This window comes from Chryseobacterium scophthalmum (assembly GCF_900143185.1).
Classification (GTDB): domain Bacteria; phylum Bacteroidota; class Bacteroidia; order Flavobacteriales; family Weeksellaceae; genus Chryseobacterium; species Chryseobacterium scophthalmum.
Genome location: NZ_FSRQ01000004.1, coordinates 208,713 through 234,530, shown reverse-complemented (window position 1 = coordinate 234,530; position 25,818 = coordinate 208,713). Strand labels below are relative to the sequence as shown.

22 protein-coding genes are annotated in these 25,818 nt (G+C 37.9%); 6 read left to right on the top strand and 16 right to left on the bottom strand.

Annotated elements, in window-relative coordinates:
* Positions 1-16: 16 nt before the first annotated feature.
* The 3 genes from BUR17_RS17740 to BUR17_RS17730 form a co-directional block, all read right to left on the bottom strand.
* Entirely contained in the window at positions 17-2,572 is a 2,556-nt protein-coding gene (locus BUR17_RS17740; protein WP_034741409.1) for an alpha/beta hydrolase family protein, read from the bottom strand.
* A gap of 2 nt (positions 2,573-2,574) precedes the next feature.
* Complete coding sequence (locus tag BUR17_RS17735) at positions 2,575-3,960, bottom strand: RagB/SusD family nutrient uptake outer membrane protein (protein ID WP_034741412.1); 1,386 nt, start codon at positions 3,958-3,960, stop codon at positions 2,575-2,577.
* A 219-nt stretch (positions 3,961-4,179) separates the two neighbouring features.
* The gene (locus BUR17_RS17730; RefSeq protein WP_034741415.1) at positions 4,180-7,167 is read right to left on the bottom strand and encodes a SusC/RagA family TonB-linked outer membrane protein; all 2,988 of its coding nucleotides are present in this window, start codon (positions 7,165-7,167) and stop codon (positions 4,180-4,182) included.
* Between the two features lie 958 nt (positions 7,168-8,125).
* Between BUR17_RS17730 and BUR17_RS17725 the strand changes: the two genes are divergently transcribed.
* The 5 genes from BUR17_RS17725 (at position 8,126) to BUR17_RS17705 (ending at position 12,520) form a co-directional block, all read left to right on the top strand.
* Positions 8,126-8,470 (top strand): helix-turn-helix domain-containing protein, encoded by a 345-nt coding sequence (locus BUR17_RS17725; RefSeq protein WP_034741419.1) that lies wholly within the window; start codon positions 8,126-8,128, stop codon positions 8,468-8,470.
* A gap of 28 nt (positions 8,471-8,498) precedes the next feature.
* Positions 8,499-8,942, top strand: a complete 444-nt coding sequence (locus BUR17_RS17720; protein WP_034741422.1) for an HNH endonuclease — start codon at positions 8,499-8,501, stop codon at positions 8,940-8,942.
* A gap of 80 nt (positions 8,943-9,022) precedes the next feature.
* Positions 9,023-9,559: a hypothetical protein gene (locus BUR17_RS17715; RefSeq protein ID WP_034741425.1), complete on the top strand. Its 537-nt coding sequence runs from the start codon at positions 9,023-9,025 to the stop codon at positions 9,557-9,559.
* A 311-nt stretch (positions 9,560-9,870) separates the two neighbouring features.
* The gene (locus BUR17_RS17710) at positions 9,871-11,283 is read left to right on the top strand and encodes a caspase family protein (RefSeq protein WP_034741428.1); all 1,413 of its coding nucleotides are present in this window, start codon (positions 9,871-9,873) and stop codon (positions 11,281-11,283) included.
* A gap of 97 nt (positions 11,284-11,380) precedes the next feature.
* Entirely contained in the window at positions 11,381-12,520 is a 1,140-nt protein-coding gene (locus BUR17_RS17705) for a hypothetical protein (RefSeq protein WP_034976031.1), read from the top strand.
* Between the two features lie 426 nt (positions 12,521-12,946).
* On the opposite strand, the gene BUR17_RS17700 is transcribed toward BUR17_RS17705, so the two are convergent.
* From BUR17_RS17700 to BUR17_RS17670, 7 genes are all read right to left on the bottom strand, one after another.
* Positions 12,947-14,371 (bottom strand): bifunctional metallophosphatase/5'-nucleotidase, encoded by a 1,425-nt coding sequence (locus tag BUR17_RS17700; protein ID WP_034741432.1) that lies wholly within the window; start codon positions 14,369-14,371, stop codon positions 12,947-12,949.
* An 11-nt stretch (positions 14,372-14,382) separates the two neighbouring features.
* Complete coding sequence (locus tag BUR17_RS17695; protein WP_034741435.1) at positions 14,383-14,832, bottom strand: DsrE family protein; 450 nt, start codon at positions 14,830-14,832, stop codon at positions 14,383-14,385.
* Positions 14,832-15,308: a TlpA family protein disulfide reductase gene (locus tag BUR17_RS17690; RefSeq protein WP_228418832.1), complete on the bottom strand. Its 477-nt coding sequence runs from the start codon at positions 15,306-15,308 to the stop codon at positions 14,832-14,834. The genes BUR17_RS17695 and BUR17_RS17690 overlap by 1 nt, the downstream gene beginning before the upstream one ends.
* A gap of 147 nt (positions 15,309-15,455) precedes the next feature.
* Positions 15,456-15,998, bottom strand: coding sequence for a TlpA family protein disulfide reductase (locus tag BUR17_RS17685; RefSeq protein WP_034741440.1), 543 nt, complete (start codon positions 15,996-15,998; stop codon positions 15,456-15,458).
* The gene (locus BUR17_RS17680; protein ID WP_042279168.1) at positions 15,998-17,104 is read right to left on the bottom strand and encodes an efflux RND transporter periplasmic adaptor subunit; all 1,107 of its coding nucleotides are present in this window, start codon (positions 17,102-17,104) and stop codon (positions 15,998-16,000) included. The genes BUR17_RS17685 and BUR17_RS17680 overlap by 1 nt, the downstream gene beginning before the upstream one ends.
* A gap of 14 nt (positions 17,105-17,118) precedes the next feature.
* Positions 17,119-20,277, bottom strand: coding sequence for an efflux RND transporter permease subunit (locus BUR17_RS17675; protein WP_034741443.1), 3,159 nt, complete (start codon positions 20,275-20,277; stop codon positions 17,119-17,121).
* 9 nt (positions 20,278-20,286) lie between these two features.
* Positions 20,287-21,654 carry a TolC family protein gene (locus BUR17_RS17670; protein WP_034741446.1) on the bottom strand — a complete coding sequence of 456 codons (1,368 nt, stop codon included), beginning with the start codon at positions 21,652-21,654 and terminating at the stop codon, positions 20,287-20,289.
* 263 nt (positions 21,655-21,917) lie between these two features.
* Between BUR17_RS17670 and BUR17_RS21160 the strand changes: the two genes are divergently transcribed.
* Positions 21,918-22,049 carry a hypothetical protein gene (locus BUR17_RS21160; protein WP_262484514.1) on the top strand — a complete coding sequence of 44 codons (132 nt, stop codon included), beginning with the start codon at positions 21,918-21,920 and terminating at the stop codon, positions 22,047-22,049.
* 175 nt (positions 22,050-22,224) lie between these two features.
* Here the strand turns inward: BUR17_RS21160 and BUR17_RS17660 are convergent, their stop codons facing one another.
* Genes BUR17_RS17660 through BUR17_RS17635 form a run of 6 tightly spaced genes read right to left on the bottom strand, consistent with a single transcriptional unit; the run spans position 22,225 to position 25,798 of the window.
* On the bottom strand, positions 22,225-22,929 hold the full coding sequence (locus BUR17_RS17660) for a thioredoxin domain-containing protein (protein ID WP_034741451.1): 705 nt from the start codon (positions 22,927-22,929) through the stop codon (positions 22,225-22,227).
* A gap of 1 nt (position 22,930) precedes the next feature.
* The gene (gene trxA / locus BUR17_RS17655; protein ID WP_034976039.1) at positions 22,931-23,227 is read right to left on the bottom strand and encodes a thioredoxin; all 297 of its coding nucleotides are present in this window, start codon (positions 23,225-23,227) and stop codon (positions 22,931-22,933) included.
* A 10-nt stretch (positions 23,228-23,237) separates the two neighbouring features.
* A complete protein-coding gene (locus BUR17_RS17650; protein WP_034741459.1) occupies positions 23,238-23,471 on the bottom strand; it encodes a hypothetical protein in 234 nt (77 codons plus the stop codon).
* A gap of 8 nt (positions 23,472-23,479) precedes the next feature.
* Positions 23,480-24,091, bottom strand: coding sequence for a class I SAM-dependent methyltransferase (locus BUR17_RS17645; RefSeq protein WP_034741462.1), 612 nt, complete (start codon positions 24,089-24,091; stop codon positions 23,480-23,482).
* Positions 24,091-24,405 carry a rhodanese-like domain-containing protein gene (locus BUR17_RS17640; protein ID WP_034741465.1) on the bottom strand — a complete coding sequence of 105 codons (315 nt, stop codon included), beginning with the start codon at positions 24,403-24,405 and terminating at the stop codon, positions 24,091-24,093. The genes BUR17_RS17645 and BUR17_RS17640 overlap by 1 nt, the downstream gene beginning before the upstream one ends.
* 1 nt (position 24,406) lies before the next feature.
* Positions 24,407-25,798: an MBL fold metallo-hydrolase gene (locus BUR17_RS17635; RefSeq protein ID WP_034976041.1), complete on the bottom strand. Its 1,392-nt coding sequence runs from the start codon at positions 25,796-25,798 to the stop codon at positions 24,407-24,409.
* Between the last annotated feature and the right edge of the window lie 20 nt (positions 25,799-25,818).

The window sequence follows — 25,818 nt, the reverse complement described above, 5'->3', positions numbered from 1 at the left end:
AAAAAGGTGAAGGGTGCTACAACGCACCCTTCATTTGTTTATCAATCCATTCAACATCTCTTTTATCTTTTAAAAAATAATCCAGCCACTCCAGCATTCTTACAGATAAATCTTTTTGTTCTGCTCTACCGGAAAGAGAATGTCCTTCATCCTGATAAAACAATGCTATCACAGGCTTGCGGTATTTTCTCAGAGCCACAAATAATGAGCGGGTTTCCTCGCGATCTACATTACTGTCTTTTTCACCTGTCCAAAGTAATATGGGAGCTTTAACCTCTGAAGCAAAATACAACGGATTGTTATCCATATATTTTTGTTTATTTTCTACAAAGCTGCCACCCATACGCATTTGACCATATTCATACCGCCAATAGTCAGGACTTCCAAAATCGTAATTGAAAGAAAACGGAGTATGGATAACGTCAGATACCGATGCTCCCGAAATAAATGTAGCAAAGCGATCTGAGTGCGTTGCGACAAAGTTGGTCTGATATCCTCCGAAAGACTGTCCTGTCAAAGCAATTCGCCTCGCATCTACTTGTTCTATTTTTACCAATTCATCTAATACATTATGGATTGACTCCAGTGCAGACAAACCAGATCCTTTATCTCCGTATGTAATATCCGGAATGAGCACCATATAGCCTGATTCCAATAGCAACCGTACATTAAAGCCTCTTCCGTTTTTAAAGGTCGGAAGCAAAAAGGCTGACATGCCTTTCTGTTGTTTTTCGTAAATATTAAGTACGACAGGATATTTTTTACCCGAATTATAATCATGTGGCAAAAATAAAGTTGCAGTTAAAGTTTCTTGAGTTGCTCCTTTGTAATGCAGCTGAATCTTTCTTATTTTTTCCGCAGTTTTATCATGAACATTGGACGTGAATACGACATGATGTTTCTTTCCTTTTTGTTTAAATACAATGGATGGCGCTTCATTGTAATTTTCTTTAGTCCACACAAAATTTGAATGATTATCTGTAAAGATCAAATTTCGTATTTTATCTGTAGTTTCAGCTATAATTTTTTTTATTGTACGATGATCCCACTCTACGTATGATTTCAGCAAATCACCTTTTGAGAGACGAAATAAATAATTATTTTCAGGTACTGAAATAATTTCTCTAGGCAGCCCTTCCGTTATCTTTTGGTGTTGACTGTTGATAATTTCAACATGGTCACCATCTAAATTCACTTTCCTCACCAGTTTGCCGTTCAAAATATTTTGTTCCCATACCTTATTCCCTTTTACCCAGGTAATCAACTCAGTTCCTTTAAAATAGGGTGAAGCTTCACGATCTGATAATTGCTTTTTAGTTTTAAGGGTAATTGTGTTTAAAAGATTCCATCCATCGTTATCAGCCGTAAGAATCCATTTTCTATCCGGTGAAACATACAGTCTTTCATCAATCACACAAAAAAAACGATGTTCATTTGATCTTGAATTCCATACAAACAAGGAATCTCTTTTGGGCATGAAAAAATCATCTTTCTTATCTACAAATGAATGATCTTTTTTTATCTTCAAAAAATCTCCGGAATTGCCAATCGCTATTTCTGTATGAAAAATCGAATCCATCGGGATTACTTTACCTGTTTTGGGATACCACAAAAATTTTTCTTCAACCTGCATATCTTTAATATGATGAGTGAGATCTTTTTCAACGCCATACCAAAACTCTATCATTTTTTTTTCTTTCGGAATCTTTCTGATCAGCTTGATAAATAATGCATCAGGATCTGATGAATAGTCAAGATTTACATAATGATAATTTTTACTCCGCATCAAATCAAGGTTTCGCGGAATCGGCAAACCATCAACATAGTGCTTTAATGTATATTCATGCTTGTCTTTACCAAAGACTGTATATCCTCCTTCCGTAGCAGTGCCTTTCCAAACTTTCAAGACTTCTTCTGAAGTACTTGCAATCAGTTTTTTATTGCTCCCTTCAATCTTCCAAACTTTAATTTCTTGTGCTTTAGAATCGTTTTTCGTCCATAGAATCAATTCATTGTCAACCTTAAGAAATCGTACGACTTGATCAATCGACTGCAGCTGTTTTCCGTTCTTACCATAGATTTCCAGTCTGTTATTCTGATGCTCATCATAATGAATCAAAAATAAAGATTGCGGTTTCATCTGATCAATCGTCTTTATATGATTTTTTGTTTCAATAGTTTGAGTTGCCAAACTAATCAGTTCTAATCGGTCACCACTCAAAAAGGCAAATTTTTCACTGCCCATAAAAAATGAAGTCCTGATTGATTTTCTTTCAAACTTTTGAGTCTTATCATGTACATTTTGTAAAATGTACATCGGCGATTTACTTTCATATTTCATCAACCAGCTTACCCATTCTCCATCTTCTGACATTTTCAGAAAATCCGGGACTTCGGCTTTTTCTGCCAATGCTTCCAATTTTTTCAGGTCATCATGTTGTCCGTTGAATTGTAACGGCAACAACAGAAAAGTAAACACAATGAGGAGCCCTATTTTTCGAATCGTTTTCATCGTCTTATTATTTTCAGGTATGTCTTCCCTATTCTTCCAATTCTTCGAACTTCTGTTCATTATCAATATCCTGTATTTTGTGGATTAAGATTTGGATTGAGAAGCAGTTCTTTCTGCGGAAGCGGCCATTGGGCATGGTAGTTTTTCCAATTAGGTTTTACCGGAATCAACTGGTCAAGCAGTCCCCATCTTTTCAGATCAAAAAAACGGATGCCGTGTTCCACAAAAAATTCCCTGCGCTTTTCCTCTCTCAATTCTGTGGTTGCCGACGAAACGGATAATGAGGTGCTAAGAGCCGGTAATCCTGCCCGTTGGCGGGAACGGTTGATATACAAAACGGCTTCTCCTGCTTTATTTTGCTCGATCAGGCTCTCTGCCATCATGAAATTGACTTCATCCAAACGATAGATTATTGAATATTCATTAGGATTATTGACCGCAAGGTTTTTATATTTTGAAGAGCGGTAATTGATCTGCTGGTTAAAAGGAACTGCCGTTATATAATACTGTCTCCGCAAATCTCCCACAGAAAAGGTATTGATGAGATTCAAATTGAGGACAAACGATAAAGGTGCTCCCGTAAAGTTGTACAGTGATGCCTCTTTCGTAGCATCATTCGTATTTTTGGGCTTCAACTGCCAAATGATATGCGTGCCGCTTTTCTGAAATACTTTGGAAGGATCTGTTTGAAATGTATATTGTGATGATTGCAATATCGTACTGCAAAGCACTTCTGCTTCCGCCCATTTCTTCAACAGAATCTTCATTTTTGCCAATGCCATATATCCCGCAAATTTGTTGGGATAGATTCTTTCTGCATTTCTGTAAGCGGATGGTAAAAGATTGACCGCCTCAGACAAATCGGTTTCCAGTTTTATGAGGAACTGATCTTTATTCATTCTCCCCAAGTGGCTATTTATAAAATAGTTCGTAGTTTCTGTGTAAGCTATTTCTCCAAAAATCTGATAGAGATTAAAGTAAATAATGGATCGAACCAATAATGCTTCACCTTTGATTCGGTCTTTGGATGCCTGACTTAACGATTTTGAATTCGTAACGCCTTCTATGATGCTGTTGGCAGCATAAATCTGCCCGTAAGCATTCGTCCAAGCCGTCGTTACTACGGTATTAGTAGCAACCTGCTGATTGTTAGCAATATCCAAAATACCGTTTGATCCTGATGTGTACACACAGGTCAGGTCGTCTGTATACGTTCCCATCAATGCACCCATTCCATCAATACCTCCCGAAATAAGCGAGTTCGTCCAAAGTCCTGCATACAGTCCTGCCAATGCCGCTTCAGCGGTTTGCTCGTCTTCAAAAACGACTTCTGTCGGAAGCTGGTTATTGGGAAAATCAGTTTCTACGAATTTTTCACAGGAAATAACGGTAGTCAGTACGGCGGATATTATAGCTGCCACAATAGTATGTTCTATTCTTATTTTCATTTTTTCAATTTTTTAAAGATTTAATTTTTATTCAATGCTTAGAATGTGAAAATTTCACATCATCTGATTTTCAATTTTCGCAATGGAAAACATCCATTCATAAAGTCTCAAATTCTTTAAGGATAAGTCTTACATTAGCTAAAGATTTATTCTTAATTCTTATAAAAACTTTTTTTATAATATGGATTCAATTTTGAAATACTAAAAGCTTAACCCTTTTTAAAAAGTCAACTGAAAGCCCATTGAATAGGTCTTCAGTGGCGGTAAATATCCGGTCAGTACAAATTCAGGATCGACACCGAAATATTTTGTAAAGGTCAAGAGGTTTTGTCCCTGCACATAAATCATTGCTTCTCTGATTCCGAATTTCTGAACGGGAATGCTGTAATTAAGCTGTACATTTTTCAGTCTGATGAATGATGCATCACCAATCGCAGCAGTAGAATTCTGGAATAAAACGTGTGAAGCATTCTTTTGAGCATTGGCTCCCGAACTGTACGGCATATACATTCCAGAAGGATTTGAAGGAGACCAAACATCCAAGACTTCCACAGGCTGATTGTTCATTGATCCCGGCACCAGCATCTGACGGTTGTAATTCCAGTTTCTCTGCTTTACAAATTGCCAAAGAAATGATGCCGACCATTGTCCGTAACGGAAATTACTTGACCAGCCTCCGAAAAATCTCACGCCTATTCTTTCAATCACTTTATTGTCATTGGGAGAATTAATCTTTCCGTCTCCGTCAAAGTCGGTAAATTGGTATAAACCGGTGGAAGGATTTACCCCTTCAAACTGATAGACTTTGACGAGTGACATCGGATATCCTAAAACATATTGATTGGCATACGTTGATCCTTCCAGATTCGGAAACTCCAATAATTTACTCTGTGGTACAGAAAGATTGAATGACGTGTCGTATTTAAACTTGCTTTGTCTCAAAACCTGCATTGATGCCTCAAACTCCCAACCTGTATTCTGAACCTTTGCAGGAAGATTGGACTGTATCGTAGCAAATCCTGTCGTAGCAGGCAGTGGAATACCCACCAATTGATTGGATGATGTATTGTTGTAATATGCTGCTGAAAAATTAATTCTGCTTTTCAGAAATGATAATTCCAGTGCTATTTCTTTCTTTAATGTTTTCTCCCAGCTGAAATTGGGATTATAAAGTCTTGAAGGATTCAGAGCTGTGATGTTGTTGTAGATGTTGGATGAGATTGTATAGGTATTGAGATACTGATAATCTCCGATCCTGTCATTTCCGGAAGTTCCGACACTTCCTCTGATTTTCGCAAAGCTCAGCCATCGAACATTTTTCATCCAGCTTTCTTCTGAAATAAGCCATGCTGCACCTACCGCTCCAAAGTTTCCGAAACGATTGTCGGGACCAAAACGGCTTGAACCGTCCCGTCTTCCGGTAAGGTTGACAATGTATCTTTTCATGAATTGATAATTGATTCTTGCAAACGCAGCATTGTAGTAATACTGATTTCTGACCTGGTCGCTGATGACTTTTGTTTTAGCTGCTCCCAAATTCTGAATCAAGGCATTGCTCTCAAAGCCATAGCCCTGTATAGAACCCTGATTGGTTTCAGACTGCTGTAAGGTTGTTCCCAACAACATTTCGAGGCTGTGGTTTCCCCAGCTTTGATTGGCAACCAATTGCGGTTCCAGAATATAAGAGAATGTGGAAGAATTGTTTTTAAAAGATGTGGAATTGGCACTCGTCAATCCTGATGAGGGATTGTACATCGTGTGGGGCTTCAATGAAAACTCTTCAAAATTCTGATACGTTAAACCTCCGTTGAATTTTAGTGTAATGAACGGAAATAAGCGGTACGAAATCTGCGCTCCACTGTTTAAAAAATTGCTAGAATTGAGATATTCGCTTTTGAAAACACCCAGAGGATTCGTAAACGTATTGTTCTCCCAATTCAATGAACCATCCTGATTGTAGAGTGCTGGAGCATTCGGACTAAGAGTTAAACTTCTCTTTGTTAAATCATCATTCAGGACATTGTTACTTTGAAACGAAAAGGTATTGCTGAGATTGACTTCCAGTTTTTTATCAGGTGTTCTGTAACTGAAATTCCCTGTTAGATTATTAGTTTTGTATCTGAAATCTGCAGGAAATACCGTTGTCTGTTCGTTATGTCCGTAGCTGATTAAGTAGGAGGTGTTTTCAGAACCTCCGCTTAAAGAAAGCTGGACTACAGACGCATCTGCCGTATTACCAATGAGTTCTTTTTGCCAGTCGGTGTTTCGGGTCTGATCCCACACACCGTTGAAATCATACGCTGCCGCAGGAATTGTGGAGATGCCGTCATTCTGAAATGCTTCTTTTCTGATCTTAATATACTCATCAGTGTTCAGCAGCTTCAATCGGTTGGCTACCGTACTGAGAGAATAAGAGGTATTAATCTTGAAATCGGTTCTTCCTTTTCTTCCTTTTTTGGTCGTCACAATGATGACTCCGTTGGCACCTCGTGATCCGTAGATTGCCGTGGCATCGGCATCTTTCAATACCTCGAAGCTTTCTATATCATTGGGATTGATGGAATTTAGAGGATTTATGGTAGCGTATGGTAAAATTGCAGCACTGTACAACGAGGGAGTTTCTGAAAGAATTGGAACACCATCAATAATATACAATGGTTCATTTCCTTCTCTTCGGATGCTGTTCTTCCCTCTGATCTGAATATCAAATCCTCCGCCCGGAACTCCTGAATTTTGGGTAATGCTCACGCCCGACATTCTACCCTGTGCAGCGGAAAGCACATTGATAACAGGTTGGTTTTCGATGTCTTTTGAAGAGACTTTGGCAATGCTTCCTGTTCTTTCTTTGTCTTTGACTTTATAATACCCTGCGTTGAGAACGACTTCCTCTATCTCTTTTTCTTTACCTAATGAGATATTGACGTTTATCCTACTGCCTAAAGTGATTTTTCGTTCGGGATAGTCCGGATGGCGGTAAATAATTACGGGGTTCTCTCCCGATACCTGAACACGGTAAACGCCTGCTGCATTGGTCACAGCCACTTCTTCACTACCCTCCTGGAATACGGAAACTCCTTTGACTGGCTGGTTATTTTCCGAGACAGTGCCTGTAATGGTGCGCATCTGCCCTATTGCTACGCCGGAGACGAGCAAGGTGAAGCCAAAAGCCAATTGAAGATGACTTAGGCTGCAAAAGTTTTTTTTCATACTTTTGAATAGGTTTAATTCGTTAGACTTTGCTCTTTCCTACGCTAGCGGTCAACTTTTGTGGAAAGGGCTTTTCTTTTTCTATGGTTACATTCTACTTTCTGTTTCTTGAATATGTTTTCAGCGTATCTACTTGATGATGCTTGGGAGGAAGCTTCAGTAAGGACATATCAAAACCTCCTTCCCAAGCACATCTTGAAATAATATGAATGAAATTGTGTCCCGTGTAAGCTGTAAAGCCGCAATGAGTTTACTCATTGTAAAGTGTCATTTCTAATAAGAAAACATTCTATTGAAATCTAAAAACAGCCGTAACCATCTGCATTATTCAGACCGTTGAATTTTTTTGTCTTCAGTATTAAATTCCCTTCGTTCTGAAAATAATTTGGAATATCAAAAGAAAGCGAGTACTTTTAATGTGCGAGATTAAATTGTAGTCTGGCTTTCCTTTTACTTTTAAAGGAATTTCGGAGTTTGTCGATAATAGCCAGGTAATACCAATCCAGCATTTTGCAAGCAAAACTGGGATAAAGCCGTATTTTTTTTCTGTTATGCTGGCGGACTACTCCGGTGGGCAAATTAGAAGAATGGTTGAAAATGTCGTCCTCATAAATATTATTTTTATATATGGAACGATGCTTTTAGATATGAGAATTATACGCAAAAATAGCATGCGGCGGTCTCACACTCTAGAATCAGGGCGACCAACCCACTTTAAACCGAAGATTAAAGTTTCCACCTAAAGTATACGTGAGAACCGCTCGCATGCCGTATACAAAAGTAAGAAACTTTTAGACATGGAGCGATTTCACGAGGTTCTCGATGGAAAATTGGTCTTTTTGATTCGAGATACATCGTTCATTTTACCTTGTTGAAGGTTAATGATTTATTCGCTAAAGCAAAAATAATAAATATTTATTTAACACCCAACATATTGGGTTATTTTTTTTAAAAATATATGGAACAAATTACTTATTTAGAAACAACACAATTCGATTTGGATTTTATTAATCACGTAAGAAACATTCGCAAAGCAAAAAAACTAAGCAAAGATCAGCTTAGCCTAAAAATGGGTTTGGCCAAAAGTTTTGTTAGTAATGTGGAGTCATTAACACAGCGACATAAATATTCTACTCGTCATATAACATTACTTTGTAAAGCCTTTGATTTTAAAAATATTTCAGATTTAATGAATTTTCCTACTCCTAAGAATGATAAAATTAAAGTTACAATTAGACAGAAGATGAATGATACAAATACAAAAGTGGTTAGTAGTGAGGTAGTAAAAATCGAAGTTATTTAAAGTTAATGAAAAATAATACGGATAACTAATGAACATATATACATACTCTGGAAATATTGAGCATCTAAAAGCTTTTGATAAGGATTATCAATTAAAAAGTATGTATACTCCTCCAATAAATAATCAAAGGCGTCCTCTAAAAAAAATATCAGAAAGAATCTGTCGCTTCTGTGGTAAAAAGTCCGATGCAACAACCTTTAAAAGCAAGCCTCACATTATTTCAAGATTATTTGGAAATAATTCTGGGGTGTCAGATTACGAATGTGATAAGTGTAACAATCATTTCTCAGGTTTCGAAAGTGATATGGCAAATTTTTTAGGTTTGAATAGAAGTGTTAATGCCTTAGGAGCACAAACTCCTCCAACATTTAAATCATACGATGGTAATATTGTAGCTAAAAAAAATAGTTTTAATGGTTTTCATGGCATTGATATAGAATCAAATAAACAAGGGGTAATTAAAAAAAATTAGATGGAGGTATTATAGAATTTAACGTTATACATAATCCTTATATACCGATTAACATTTTTAAATGTTTACTGAAAATTGCCTTGACTGTAATTCCTGATGTTGAAGTAGACAACTATAAATTCTGTTTTGATTTTCTGATGAGAAATAACAATGAGGCTTATTTTGTACAGCATGCCAAACAGATTCATAGGGGGGCATCTGGTTTTAATGTAAAATTTCCCTATGTATTAATTTTCAAAAAAAGAAATTTAGAAAGTAAATTGCCTTCTCACTGGATTAAACTTTATTACCAAGATTCGTACATTCAGTTTTACATACCTTGCCATAAAGAAGATGAAGTTTTACTTCAGGGTGAAGAATTAATTTATTCACTTTGCCCACCATTAATTTTCGCTGAAACACAGCCACAAGGAATTGCAAAGTATTATGAAAAGTTAGATCTATCTTCAAATGTTATGACTAAGGGAAAGACTTCAAAACTCAATTTAACTTTTGATGAAAATCTTTCAAGGGAAGGGAGTAACAACAATCAGGAAACACACAATTCTGATAATTTTAATTCAGATGAAATTATAAAAGTTTTTCTTACCAAAAATTCAGGTTTATTAGAAGAATAAGACCGGCTCATATTATTACTGTGTGTTACCTTGCATATTAGTAAAACACAATTCTTTTATTTTGCCAAATTTAAATATTCTGGTTGCGTTATTGTCGCGACAAACTTTTTTCATATTGAGAGGAAACCGTAATTTTCTAACAATATCTTTTGTATATTGAGGTCTAAAGTGATGGAGAATATCAATATCGAAAAACACAAGTTGATTGTTTAAAGGTTATCCTTTTAGGTAATCAGAATAGCTTGCAAAATTCTAATTTTCTACATTTTATCAACGAATATTTTAAAAACATCCAAAATCGACTTAGATATATGAAAACATTAGCAATTATAATTGGCAATAACAACTACTTTAAAGGAAATGAATTAACTAACGGAGAAAATGATGCAAATCAAATTGCTGGAATCTTTAAAGATTACAATTATGAGGTAAAATTATATCTAAATATCGATCAAAAAAACATAGTTGAAATTTTACAAGAATATAGCGACTTACTAAAAGATTTTGATGCATCTATTTTTTATTTTGCAGGTCACGGATTCGAAGTAGATGGAGAGAATTTTTTGGCGAGTATCGATTCGCAAATTCCTCCTGAAAATAAATATGTGGCAAAACAAAATTGTATTACTTTAAATGATTTATTTGACATATACAGGCAAAATCCTACTAAATTAAACATAGTGATATTAGATGCTTGCAGAAGATCATTTGGTCGCGGGACTGCACTTGGATTTAGTCCAATTATAGCTCCTAAAGGATCACTAATAGCATTTTCAACATCTCCAAATGAAGGTGCTTTAGATGTCGGATATGAGAATAATAGTATTTATACGGGCTCACTAATAAAGCACCTCTCGTCCGAAAGGATAGCTGTCGAAGATCTATTTAAATCTGTAAGAAAGACAGTTTTTGCATTGTCAGGAGGAAGACAAACAACTTGGGAACACACCTCATTAATTGGTGATTTTTACTTTTACAAACATCAAAAGCTAAATATTTTAAGCCTACCTTATAATCCGAATGTTTTGAAAGATGAAAATTATTATGAAGATTCAGAATTTTACAAAAAAATTAAAGAACTAAAGACCTACAATTGGTACAAACAAAATCCTGCAATTGATTATTTAATAACAATACCAGTAAGTCAATTAGATAAGGACCAAATGTTCATTTTAGGAAGAAATTTATTACAATGCGCTATTGGTGGGGCAAATTCCGCTATGACATTTTTTGAAAATCTTAATAGGTCACTACTAGATTTTCAAATAAACTCCGAGAATCATATTCTAAATGGAATTCTATTTGAAATGTATTACGACAGCAAAGGTGAATTCAGATTTAATAATTTTAAAGGAAATTATAGAGAAGAAATTTTTAAATTAAGAGATAATCCAGCATTCAATCAATCATTCGATTTCATAAATGGTATTTTAATTCAACAGGATTACTCTGTATTATTTTTACCAAATTCGCAGACAATAAATATTGAAATTAAATGCAGCCAAAAAACAACAAACGATGGTTTTGGAGATAGAATAGTCCAGGTGATCGAATCAATAATCTTTAACGGAAATGATATTAAAAAAGAAATATCGAAGTATTATATTGATGGGTATAATGAAAATGGATTAAAGACAGTCCTAGCCAAATATCTTAATGCGCCAGTTGAATCGATAAGAATTAATTCGAATTTTGAACTTAGATACATTAGATTTATTATATAAAAAACACATTAAAATAGTTTAAAATTATTTTATCTAAATCATTGAAGATGCTTAAAGCCGGAAAATGAAAACCCAACTACCTGCATAAAAATAGAATATGAATATTGAAAAATACAAAGAAAATGCCCTGAAAATATTATTTCCAATAAAGCAAGTCGATGATAATACAAAAGCAAACGAAAAACTATTATTTTTTGCTGAAAGAAGTGATGCAGGAAGGGAGATACAGGATTACTACTTAGTTTATTTTCTATTTGTAAATTTATTAGGTTTCAAAGACACAGGAAGATCTGAAAAGCTGGCTTGGTCTATTCCAATTGATTTTAATGGTAAAGCATTTCTGATTGAACACAGGAAAATGGGAGTTGGGGTTTTTATTCAAAATAAGGAAGATGAAGAAGATGCGAAAATAATTACTAAGAAAATTAACGGTGCGATAAAATCTTCAAGACCATATTTTAACCACTTGGCAGCAGAGGCTATCAAGAGTTCCGAAATAAATATTGTAAATAATAATGGATATTTATTTGAACGATTTAACTATTTTCTAAATCTATATAAATCAGAAAATAAGAAACTAGAAAAATTATCTAAAGAAAGGATTTCTATTGATGGCACTTTTGTTCTAGGTTCCAAAAATTACTACAAGATACGGCAAAGCACAAAATGGTTAGCAATTTCAACTATTGAATCATTTTTTAGCTGGACAGAACATCTATTTATTCATCTTGCTATCCTTACACAAAAAATAAAAACAGGGGAAGAAGTCACAAAATTAATCGATGCCGAATGGAAAACTAAATTCAATACTGTCATATCTGACGATATGTTAAAGGAATATTATATTGAATTACTGATGATAAGGAATCAGGTAAGGAACTTTGTTGCTCACGGTGCATTTGGAAAAGACGGCAATGCATTCCACTTTCATTCCGGAGCCGGTGCTGTACCAGTAATGATGAACTTTAATAAGACTAAAAATAGGTTTTCTTTTCAAGGCACACTGGAATTTAAAGATAATGAAGTTATATGTTTGATAGAATCTTTTATCTCTGATATGAATAGCAGCAATTTAAAACCTGCACTCACATATACCCAAGGGCAAGGTTTGATCACAATATTACCTTATGCAAGCAATGGGATGTATGAATCTGCAATGCACGATAATGATATTATGGAAAAATTTTGTGATCATTTGCAGGGAATATTTGATAACTCAGCAAATATGGATTGGTAATCTAAATCTATAAATAAACTTACAAGCCAATGACAAAAATTGAAAGGGTAGAGCAATACTTACACGAATTTTTTACATATAATATTTTTGAGTTCAATGATTTTTATAGGAAGTTTATTACTAGAGACTCGTTGTAGTTTATCTCTTAAAAAAATATTGTGGAAAATTTCAATTTGAACGATTAATATCTCACAGATTTCCTACGATATAAAACCTACTTTATTTTTACAAATATTTTTAGATTATATTAATAATAAAACAGACTGAACTTGAATGATGCCGCAGACGGATCAGTCATCACTCTAACAGGATTTACTAATCTGGAAAACTTTATCAACAGCCTGATCTTATAGCAACATTCAATCATCGTAATTGCCCAGCACATAAAATAAAAGGCAGAGGATCTTCGGATCTTCTGCCTTTATTTCAGACCAAAAGAAAAGAATCTTCAGATCTTTCAATGTGAAAATTATTCTCAAGATAATATGTCATTGCTGTTATGGCATTAGATCCTGTCTCTGTGCGGTTTTTCCCATATTTCTTTGGAACATCCTGCTCGGTGAGGAAAGCAACTTTGTAAACCTTGTCTTTTTGTAAATGTCTTCCCTGAAAATAGATTTCCTGAATTCTGTAACCCGGCGGATTTTCAATGCGCATCAAAATTCTCAATCCGTTGCAACGCTTAACATAACCTCCCATTTGTTTCATCGGCTCTGCGGAAAAGGTCCGCTCCAGATTTTCTTCTAACATTTCAAAGATCTCTTTTCCAGTAAGCTCTGTGGTGGAAATAGGCGGATTCATCGGCACGATTTTGTATAAGTCCCAGAGGGTAATATTTCCGACATTTATAGGTGCACCATAGCGCCATCCGTTGGAAAAGGAGATCTCAACGTCCGTCGCAAAATTGACGGCAGACAGAAGAAAGTCATCCATAGTAGAAGACAGCGTGGAATAGCGGTGCAAAATATGTTCTGTCGTCCCCAATACTGTACTTTTCATTTCAGCAAAAGACTGTAGACTTTTTTCCACCAGATCTTTAACTTCTACATCTTCATCAATACTGTCGTCAGTTTCAATGATCTTGTAATCAAAATGTGTAATCATTCCATTTTCGACATCAAGCTTTAGATTTCCTACAAATGATCCGTGGCAGCCACATTGGATGATAATGCAGTTTCCTGCTTTTTCTGCTTCGTACATCCTGTTATGGGTGTGTGCACTGAGACAAATATCGATTCCTTCCACTTTTTTGAGCAGTTCGATATCTTGCGGATAACCATTGTGCGACAAAAGAATAATAATGTCCACAGCATCCTCTCTTAATTCTCTGACGCATTGATTCGTCTCTTCAATTCCATCGGTCACCGTTATGCCTTCACTGAACTTCTCCGGCATTGTCTTATCGATAATATTGGAACAGATCCCGATTATACCAATTTTGAGTCCTCCAATTTCAGATATTTTGTAAGGTAGTAGAAATCGTTTTCCCTGCTCATCAAAAACATTGCAGCCCAAGACGGGATAATTGAGCTGGCTTTCCAGTTTTAACAGATGTCTTGGTGTATAGGCAAAGTCCCAGTGTCCTACCATTGCATCAAATCCAAGTTGGTTAAGTATGGGAATCAAGACCTCTCCTTTCGACTGTACCACCGGAACTGTTCCGTGAAACGTATCCCCTCCGTCAAAGAGCAATGCGTTCGGATTTTCTGCCCTGATCTTTTTGAAGATGGTCTGAATTCTGGCATAACCTCCTGCACTTTTAACATATTCTTTCTGATAGTCATAAAACAGCTCTGGATGGGGTTCCATATAGCCGTGCACATCGTTGATGAATCCTATTGATAATTTCATAATTTCCAATTTTAGGGTTTAACTATTGCCCATCCTTCATCCTGTCTCAAAATCATTTCCCCGTTTCCGCTGGGGGTGTAATTTACAAACTCAAATAATTCGGACTTTTCGATCTTTTTTTCACGAAGGGTATTTTCGCACTGTACCATCACTACCCCCTTATCTTGCAGACCTGTAAGAAGTTCCCCGTAGGGGTTTTTCTTTCTGAACATTTCCACTCCGCCCCCAAAGGCCAGCAGTTCGACCTTCAGTTTGCCTTTCAGCCTGGGATCTTCCATCGCGTTATTGATATTTCTGATAATGACTCTGATTTTCTGGTCATCACCTTCATTGATCACATACAAAGCCTTGTACTCCTTATTAATAGATTTTGCAGGTTCGTAAACTGTTGCCTTTTGCGCAAAACCCATAAACCCTGTCAGGAAAACTGAGAAGGTCAATATCTTAATTAAGTTTTTCATTATTTTTCATTTAAAAGTTGATTGATTTCTTGATAGAATGATTCTTTGCTGTAGTCTGCCATTCCCGCATGATGCATCCTAATTTTTCCTGATCTGTCCAAAACGACGGTCGTAGGAAGTGAACCATTAAAAAAAGCAGTTGGAATCGAACCTTCTGCAACTAAAAACGGAACAGTGAATTGTTCTTTTTCAAGATACATCTTACCCAAGGCGGTCTGCTCATCCAGATTGACTGTAAGAAAAACAAGATCTTTATTGGATTTAAATCGGTCGTAGAATGTCTGAATCGAAGGGAATTCCGCACGGCAAGGCGGGCACCAGGACGCCCAGAAGTTAATAAATACCACTTTTCCCTTGAGGTCAGAAGTATTGATGATCTCACCTTTATCATTTCTGACACTGAAGTTTTCAGTACTGGACAAAGGAGTCGACTCAACGGCCGGCTCTGTTTCCTTTTCTTCAATCTTTGAGTTCATAAGACCGGTAGAGATGATCTGGCGCATCAGCCAGGCTTTTGCATCGGGACTCACAAGCAACACGATGAATATTGACACCAAAAGTGCCGTACTCCAGTTCTTCCGAAGCCATATTTTAAATTTTTCCATTGTTCTTATTTTAATAAATTATTGTCCGGTTAACTTTTTCAGCGCTTCATAAATCTCAGGTCGGTCAAAATCTTGCCCTCCCTGCATCTGTGCTTCGAGTTCTCCTTTTTTATTAAAGATCAAAGTCGTCGGAATTGCTCCCTGAAAGTACTGCGAAGGAATAGTGTCTGCTGCTACATACACCGGAAGATCGTAGTTTTTATCCTTCATAAATTTCTTAGACTTTGTCAGGTTGGCTTCCACATTGAGAAGGACAAAAACGATATTGTCATTTCCCTTGAATTTGTCTTTCAGGTCTCTGATGCTCGGCATTTCTTCGACACAAGGCCTGCACCATGTGGCCCAGAAATTTACAAAGACCACCTTCCCTTTCAGTTCACTCAAAGCAATTTTCTTTCCGTTCTCATCGATTAAGATGATATCCTCATTATCATTTACATTATTTTGTGGGATGGGCCCATCCTGATTCTCAACTCTTGATTGCATCGCACTCAAAGAAAAAGAAAACAGGGTCATCATAAGAATGAAAATAGGTGTTTTAAATTTTAAGGTCGTTATCATTATTTATTTTTTTTTGGGGTTGATATCTTTCCTTCCTCAATTTCTTCGGAAGGTTTTACTAGAACTTTGTCATGGCCGAATAGTGCACCAAAGACCTCGGTCATTTTTTCGTAGGTGATTCCTTCTTTCACAGCAACTCTGCTTACCGTATTATCATTGAAGGTCATCACAAAGGTTCCGGATTGAGTCTGCAGAATACTTTTCGTGGGTACAAAAAATGTAGGTGCACTTCTTTTCAGATTGAGCTGGACCTGTGCATATTCCCCCCCTTTTAAGACAGTGCCCGGATTTGGAACGTCAAACTCAAGGGTCATCGAACGGTTTTCCTGACTGATAACACCGGAATTCCTTGAAAGATGCGCTTCAAAATTTTTTCCCGGGATAGAGTTGACCGTAAATTGCGCCACTATCCCCTCATTGACACTTGATGCATGTTTTTCAGGAAGAGATACCGTCAGTCTCAGCTTATTTTTCTGAGCAATACTGAAAAGAGCCATTCCTGAATTGGGACCAACCAAGGCTCCTACCGACAGATTCCTATCCATTATCACACCACTGAAAGGTGCCGTGATCCTAAGGTACTGATTCATCTGTGAAGACCTACCGGTGCCCGCTTTTGATGCCTCGTATGTTGCTTTGGAACTCTGCATAATGCTTTTAGCCCTATCCAGTTCTATGTCGGCAACAGCTCCTTTTGTACTGGCCGCGTCCTGCAATCGCTCAAAAGCCTGTTTAGCATAAAGATAGTCGGTGTATGTTTTCTGCTGTGAAGATTTATCGGATAGGTAATCCTGATTCATTTCTGGTGCTTCCAGAACTGCAAGAAGCTGACCTTTGGTCACAACTGAACCTCTGTCAACATAAATTTTCTTGATAAATCCGGCAACCTTCGCAAAGATCTGCACCGATTCATAAGGTTTCAGTTCGCCTGGAACGGAAATCTGATAAGTGGGATTTATCAGCTTGATTTCTGTGGTCACGAAAGACCGAGCAGGCTGAACTGTTTTTTTTGTTTCATTTTTACTTTCCTTTTCGCCCGAGCAGGAAGCCATTCCCAAAAGAACGACCGGAATGAAGATGTATTTTATTTTATTGATGATTTTCATTATTTTTTAATTATTTAAGATTGTACGAAAAATTTACTTTCCTCATCTTCCGGATCCAAGGAAGGATTTGAATGTCCTGCATTGGACATTACTGCTGCAAAAAAATGCGGAACCAAAAGCAGAATGGTAAGAGTGGATGCGATGATACCACCGATAACAGCTCTACCAAGTGGAGCAACCTGCTCAGAACCTTCCCCGATACCGATTGCCATAGGAATCATCCCGGCAAGCATCGCCAAAGCGGTCATCAGTACAGGGCGGAGTCTGGACGCCGCTGCCATTCTCGCAGAATGAAGCGCACTGATATGGTAATGTTTACGGTAGTACTCTGCCTGATTGATAAGTAATACGGCATTTGAAACCGAAACACCGATGGACATAATCATCCCCATATATGACTGGAGGTTGAGCGTACTGCCGGTAATGAAAATCAAAACAAGACTTCCCACGATCACGGAAGGAATCACGGAAAGAACAACAAAAGGTACTTTAAATGACTGATAATAAGCAGAAAGCATTAGGAATATCGCTAGTACTGCCGCCAAAAGTCCCATTGCAAGACTGTCGAGTGTATCATCCAGTAGCTGCAGTGTGCCTTCTGTCCAGACAGAAACACTTTTTGGAGGTTTTCCGGTCTCACTGATGGCATTTTTTACCGCTTTGGAAGCAGAGCCCAGGTCTTTTCCGTACACATTTCCGATAATTGTTACATATCTCATAGGTCCCTTTCGGTTGACCTGTGCAGGTGCGGTCGTTTTTTTAACTGTAGCGATATCTTCAAGAACGGGTCTCGGGCTGTCTTTTTTCAGTGGAAGTGATTTCAGGATCTCTTCAGAGTTCATTATACTTTCTGGAATCTGGACCTGTGTCTGAAAGACAAGTCCTGATTTTGGGTCGACCCAGAGGTTCTTGTCGGTGTAGCGGGTTGAAGAGGTAGCGGTCACAAGACTGCGTGTCACATCCTGCATCGTCAGTCCGAACTGCGCAGCGAGATTTCGGTCTACGTTGATCTGTAACGTCGGATATTGAAGTGGCTCTGCAATGCGGACGTCTCGCAGGAAATCGTTGCTTTTCAGCTTTTCCTCTATTTTTTTTGCGTGAGATGCCGCCAGTTTCAGATTCGGAGATCCTACCTTGATTTCTATCGGGGTCATCGATCCCTGTCCAATAATTTTTTCGGTAAGTTCCATCGGTTCAAAATTGATTTGTGCTTCAGGATGCTTTTCAGCAATCTTCTTGCGGATCTTTTCTTTCAGATCTTCCATAGACCCTGAAAAGATCTCCTTATTTACAGAAACCTGCAAAACAGACTGGTGTGTTCCGTTGGTGAAAAGAAATATGGGATTGATCGGCGTTGCTGCCGGATGTAAACCGACATAGGCCGAACTGATGCTGACCGCATTTTCCGGCAAAATACCTTCAATATCTTTGAGAATATCCTTCACCAGCTTTTCAGTTTTCTCCAGACGGCTTCCCTGTGGCGCATCAATTCTCATCTGAAAATCACCGCTGTTGGAAAGAGGCATAATATCGGTTCCCAATGAGCGCATCATTAAAAATATTAAAAGGCCCGAGAAAATGATATAGGCCGAAAACAATACCAAAGTCCTTCCCGACCATTTTCTCATTTTGTGACTGTAGCCCGTTCTGAATCGATAGAAAAAACTCCTGTTTTTAACATAATGCTTCTCAATATGCTTATTCTTCATCATCCAGTTAGCCAGGATCGGAACGAAGGTCTGGGATGCCAGAAAGGAAGCTATCATTGCGAATGCAACTGCAAAAGAAAGCGGAAGAAACATATCTTTTGGAATGCCCGTCATAATGAAGGCAGGCGTAAGAACGGCCAGAATACATAATAATATCAGCACCTTCGGAATGGAAATTTCAAGTACTGCATCAAGAATGGCTTTGGGTTTGGTTTTCCTCATTTCCATATGCTGGTGGATATTCTCGATCGTGACCGTAGCTTCATCTACCAAAATTCCGATGGATAGGGCTAACCCACTCAAGGTCATTATATTAATAGTATATCCTGCAAAATAGAGCACACAGACGGCTGTTAATATTGCTATGGGAATTGTAAAGACCACGATCAGTGCACCTCGAAGGTCACCAAGGAAAAGAATAATGACCAGTCCTGTAAAAAGTGCACCCAAAAGTCCTTCATGAATTAGATTTGAAAGGGAACGTTCAATATATTTTGACTGGTCAAATTCATAACTCACCTTCACATCATCCGGAAGCTGATCTCTCAGTTTTGGCATTGCTTTTTTTAGATTTTCAACTGCTGTCAGTGTTGAAGCATCTGATTTTTTGATCACCGGGAGATACACAGAGCGTTTCCCATTGACCAATGCATATCCAGATGTCTGGTCAGCTCCATCCTGAACATTGGCTACATCACCCACGTAAAGAGTTCTACCGTCTTGGGTCTTTATCGGGATTTTAAGAAACTCCGCAGGATCTTTGGCTATGGAATTGATCGGTGCCATATAATTCGTTTCGCCCATTCTGATATTTCCTGCTGGCGAAGGATGGCTGCTTTTTGTGATCGCCAAAGTAATTTCTTCCGGACTTAGTCCGTTACTCTGCATTGCAGCCGGGTCAATATTTACAACGATCGAACGGATGTTACCCCCAAAAGGTGCCGGAGCCGTAATACCGGGAATCTCAACAAACATCGGCCGGATTTTGGTTAGGACCATTGTCTGAAGCTCTGTTACAGAGTGATTGTCACTTTCAAAGACAAGTTGACCGACCGGGAGTGAATTACCGTCAAACCGCACAACCATAGGCGGTACTGCACCGGGTGGTAAAAATCCCATTGCCCGTGAAACCTGCGTGGAAACCTCACCTGCAGCCTGCGCCATATCGGTGCCTGGATAAAAGGTCAGTTTCATTAAGGTCAGTCCCTGAACACTTTTGAAATCAATATTCTTGACACCATTCACAAAGAGTAAAACTTTTTGAAATTCATTGGACATAAAACCATCCATATATTGAGGTGAAAGCCCTCCGTAAGGCATCGCAATATACATTGACGGCAACTCTACCTCCGGGAAAATATCTACTTTTATTTTTTTTATAGCTGTAAGCGAAAGCACAATGACCGACAGGAAAACGACCATGACGGCAATGGGCTTTCTGAGCGCAAAACGTATTAAATTCATTCTAAAATTTTAAAGTTGGGTAAATAAATAATCAAAATCGCCGGTGAGTTCAGCCTTTGCTATGACCTGCTCCCAGAATTCTTTTGCGGCATCGATCTGACTTTTTTCTGCATTTTCAAGAATCTGACGGATCTGTAACAGTTCAGTGAGGGTAATAAGACCACTCTTGTATCTTGCTACATACATTTCGTAGGCATCTGATGCGCCTTTCACAGAAGCACTTTCTTTCTTAAGTTGTTTTTGCTGTTCTACAATCCTGCTTTCAAGGGCTTTAATCTCAGTCTGCATTGATAGCTGATACTGGTTTTCGAGATAACCCAGACGTTCCGCTTCTTTTGACAGCATATTGGCTTTTTGCCTGTTCGTATGAAGACTGCTGATATTCCACGTCAATCCAAGTCCAACAAGAGCATTGTTGGCAGAATTGGAGAAACCATCGGTAAATTTCCCTGAGACATTGCCATATGGATCGGATCCTGAACCTCTGTAAGCATAACCTCCCAAGATCTTAAGCGACGGAAGTGATGATCTTCTCTCTGTTTCCGCTTTGGTCTGATAGTATTCGGACTCCTGATGGATGGACTTTAAAAAAGGATGTGATGGATTAACCTTCTCACTGTTAAAAGAATTTATTTCAGGGTCAAGAAAATGACTGACCTGGTAATCCTCTACTTTAAAATTATCAATGTAAAATTCCTTAAGTTTTTCTGTGGCTGCCTGCTGCTTTCCAAACCAATTATCTTGCATTGCCAATGCCTGAACGTACGATGAATAGGTAAGTACAGAATCTGCTTCCGGTTTGAGACCGGCACGCGAAAGGGCTTTGCTTGAACTGTGGATTTCTTCGAGCCTCGTCGAGTTTCTCTCTGCCCATCTGAGCTTGGCGCCATTAAAGACATAGTCAAGATAACGTTGTGATAGCAATTTTTTGAGCCTCAGCAAATAGGATTCTTTATCTGTCCTGAGCTTTTGTGTGAACTCATTTGCTGATCTTTCCTCGGATCTCTGACGCCCGAAGTTGTAGATCTCGTACTCCGCAATGGCTGAGCCGAAATTGTTTGAGGATAAAGAGGAGCCCGAATTCCTGTTTCCGGAAACATTAAAAAAACCGGACTGTGGGAAAAAACCACCACTGCTTCCCTCTAATGTTCCGTAGGTATTTTGATATTGAAGCTTTACCTGTGGTAATGCCTTGGATTTTACTGTCTCTTCGTTATATTCTGAAGATTCTATTGCAGACTCGGCTGCACGGATCCCTGAATAGTTTTTTTGTGTTTCTGTCCATATTTTACCCAAAAGTGATTCTTGCTGGGCATAAAGGACAGACTGCTGAGTAATCAGCCCAAAAATAAGGACTGAAAGACTTTTTCTTATCATTGTATGAAAGATTAACAGTTACCGAAATGATTCCGATAAGGATTAATAAAAATTTAAAATCAATCGTTTGAGTCTCTACAAGAAGAGACCAATTAAATTTTAAATCAAATGATAAGTTTGCGGTATTGTATGAAGATGGGAACCGTAATTCCAATTTTGGAAGTACTGTAAAATGGATGTTCTCTAAGATTTATAAACAGAAATGCCCCTGCAAATAGAATGAATGTAAATGCAGCAAGCTCCTGAAATTCCGCCACTGAAAAATGGGTATCATTTTTAGCGGTAATTTCTCTTTCCTTGCAAAAGTTGCAGACAGAGGCCGTGGTTGTGTTGGTGGTAAATTTCTCCTTTGGTGCGGAGGTATGACTTTTAGCGGAAGGCTGCAGACTGAGTAGGTTTTTGATACCGTATTTTACAGCGCAGGAAGAAATTAAAATACATATAATGAAAAACATTGCAATAACGCTTTTCATTATATGATTGGTATTTAATTTCTGATAAGTCATTCCTGCAAATATAAATTTTTAATTACTAAGGTCAAAAACATTAACAGAATTTATATGAAATACATTATTGTGCAATCTTGTTTTTCACTTCCTGCTCTGTTGCAAAACCTAAATTATCCCAGACTAATTTATCGTTTTTATACAGCTTCAGGACCGGTAGTGCAGAAACATTCAGTTCTTTGCAGAGTTCTGTATTTGCATCTGCATCTATTCTTAAAATTTTCACCTTATCCGGCATTTCAGCAGCCATCTTTTTAAGGTAAGGCTCCATCTTTTTGCAGGGAGCGCACCATTCTGCATAAAAATCCACCAGAACGGGAGTATTGCTTTTCAACATTTCCTTATACTGGGCAAGACTAATTCCTGTAGCAGTTGATGCTTTGATCTCCGGAAGCTCAGCGTTCCTCCACTTCATCATTCCTCCCTGCATTTCATATACATTTTTAAAACCGATTTCCTGAAGTTTTGCAGCGGCGGCCGTACTTCTGGGTCCGCTCATACAATACACAAATACAGGTTTATCCTTATCGAGCGCTTTTGCTTTCTCTGTGAAGTCATCTGCATTCCAGTCGATGTTCATTGCACTTTTAAGATGACCGTTACGAAATTCTCCAGGTGTTCTTACATCAACCAATTGTGCATCTTTGGTCTGGTCCAATTTTTTAGAAAATTCTTTGGCAGGAAGACTGCTCTCGCTTTTGTTACTCTGAGCTTTTCCGCATCCTGTAATTGCGATGAGAAAAAATACAACGATTAGGTTTTTATACATTTTAAAGGTTTTGCTTGATTAATCTTTCCAGTTCATCCGCCTGAAAAACACCGGATTGTTTCCATTTTACTTCTCCATTTTTCAAGATCATCAAAGTAGGAACACTTCGGATTCCGAATTGCGAGGCAACCGCCTGGTTTTTGTCGATGTCAATTTTAACAATGCTTGCTACATCACCAATATTCTTTTTGAGATCCTGAAGAATAGGCGCCTGCATTTTGCATGGACCGCACCATTCTGCAAAGAAATCTACCAATACGGGTTTCTCCTGACTGATTAGTTCCTGAAATTTATTCATTTTTCAGATTTTATTTGATTTCTTCATATTCAACCTTATCCCCATTTTTTTTTGAATTTCTTGTTGGGACAGAACAGTTTCCCGCAGCACAACAGCCGATATTGAATAGTGGCATTACAACAAAAACCATTCCGACAGCCACCAAAATCCACATTCCAGATTGTGTGGCTTCTACAACAAGGAAAATTCCCATTGCCAGACGAAGCAACCTTACAAAGTTCCAGTTTTTAAATAAATTATCCATACTTTTCTTTATCTTTTTGTACCAAAAAAGCGTACAACCGAAGCTTTTCCTTTGTGATAAGCGCCTTCACTCAGTATGGTTTCGGAAATATATGCTTCCTGAAAATCGAAATCGGAAAAATCAGTTTTCAGTTCTTCTAAATCATAAAGCATTTCCCAATGTTTTGGTCCGCCTGCATTTGGATTTTCGTCTTGAAATTTAGAATGCTCTTTACTGAAACCTTCCAGAATAATTCCCCCACCTTTCTTCACAAGCGATGAAAACCATCTGTGCAAATCCCGCCTCAATATTTCAGGAAAATGGGCAAAAACCATTACTAAAAGGTCAAAACTTTCTTTTTTATAACCTATTGTATCTGCCGAAACCGTTGTGTAATTTATTTTCACCGAGTTTATTTCAGCAAGCTGCATCGCTTTCTTTTTGCCTTCTTCACTTTGGTCAAAAGCCTCAACTTCAAAACCCTGAATTGCCGCATAAACAGCATTCCTACCCTCTCCTTCAGCAGGAAAAAGAGCTTTTCCGGGAGTGAGTTCAGCCAATTTTTCGGCAAAATAGATATTTGGTTGATCTCCGTACACAAAATCTGACTGGCGGTATCTTTCGTCCCAAAAATCTTTCATTATTGTTCCGTTAGTTTTATCATATTCTGTACACTGCCACCGTTGAGAACATTCGTGATTCCGTTTCGTTCCAATGTTCCTTTTGCCATTGCGCTACGGTTTCCACTTCTACAGAAAACAATGATGTTTTTCTTATTCCTGAACTTGGAAATCTGGTCTTTGACGACATCCAAAGGTATATTAACAGCCCCTTCAGCACTTCCCGAAGCAAATTCTACGGGCGTTCTTACATCTACCAAAAAAGCACCTTCTCCCAACGCAGTTTCCAGCGCAGCATTGTCTTTTTTTCCGAATAACATTGATAATAAATCCATCTTAATTTTTTACAGGGTTTGCTTTTTCTGTCCATTCTTTCATTCCGCCAGAGAAATTTTTGACGTTCTCAAAACCGTTTTTCTTCAGTAGAGAATAGGCAATTGCTGCTCTGTCGCCACTTTGACAATGAATTACAATTGGTTTTTCATGGGAAATTTTATCCAGATTATCCTCCAAAGTTCCCACAAAGACATTCTCAGCATTCTCAATACGTCCTGCGTCATATTCGGTTTTATTTCTTACATCAACCACCTGAATATTATCTCTGTTCAGATAAGATTTGAATTCCTCAATATCAATAATATCGGCAGTCTGTAATTCTAAGTCTAAATTTTTCACGTCATCAATATAGCCCATCATTTGATCCATCCCGATTCTCATCAGTTTTCTGGTAAGATCTTCCATTTGTTCTTCCTGAGCAACCAAAATAAACGGCTCGGAATAATTGACAATCCATCCCATCCACGTGGAAAATGAATTATTACCCTGAATATTGATGCTGTTTGGTATAAAACCTTGGGCAAAATCTACTTTATTTCTCGTGTCTATAATTTTAACTCCATTTTGATAAGCTTTCAAAAATTCTTCTTTGGAAAGTTTCGGATGTTTTGGAACTTCTTTTAATAAAGGTCTTTCCACTTTGTTGAGTTTTTTCATCATTGCAAAATATTTTGGAGGTTCCGGCTGTCCTTCCAGCAGATATTCTACAAAACCTTCCTCATCTTCTTCATATTGAAAAGCCCAGTTTCTGATTTTTTCATAACCTACCGTTGAACTCGGAACTGCACCCAAAGCTTTTCCGCAAGCCGAACCTGCACCGTGTCCCGGCCAAACTTGGATAAACTCCCGCAATCTGCTAAAATCCTGAACAGAATGAAACATTTCTTTCGCTCCTTTTTCCTGAGTTCCTGTAATTCCGGCCGCCTTCTCCAATAAATCTGGTCTTCCTATATCTCCCACAAAAACAAAATCTCCTGTAAAAATCATCACCGGTTCGTCCGTTGCAGGATGATCGGTCAATAAAAAGCTGATGCTTTCCGGCGTATGTCCCGGCGTGTGAATGACTTTTAAAGTTAAATTTCCAACTTTAATGATATCTCCATTCGTTAATCCGGTATGTGGAAACTGATATTGCCAATCTTCACCACCTTCATCCGAAAGATACATTTTTGCACCCGTCACTTCCGCAAGTTCTCTAGAACCCGACAAAAAATCGGCGTGAATATGAGTTTCTGTAATATGTGTAATCGTGAGATTATTTTCTTTGGCAATCTGAAGATAGGTATCGATATCTCTTTTGGCATCGATAACAATGGCTTCACCTTTTGCCTGACATCCTATTAAATAGCTAGCCTGCGCAAGGCTCTTATCATAAATATGCTGAAAAAACATAATGTAATTTTTTAGGGTTA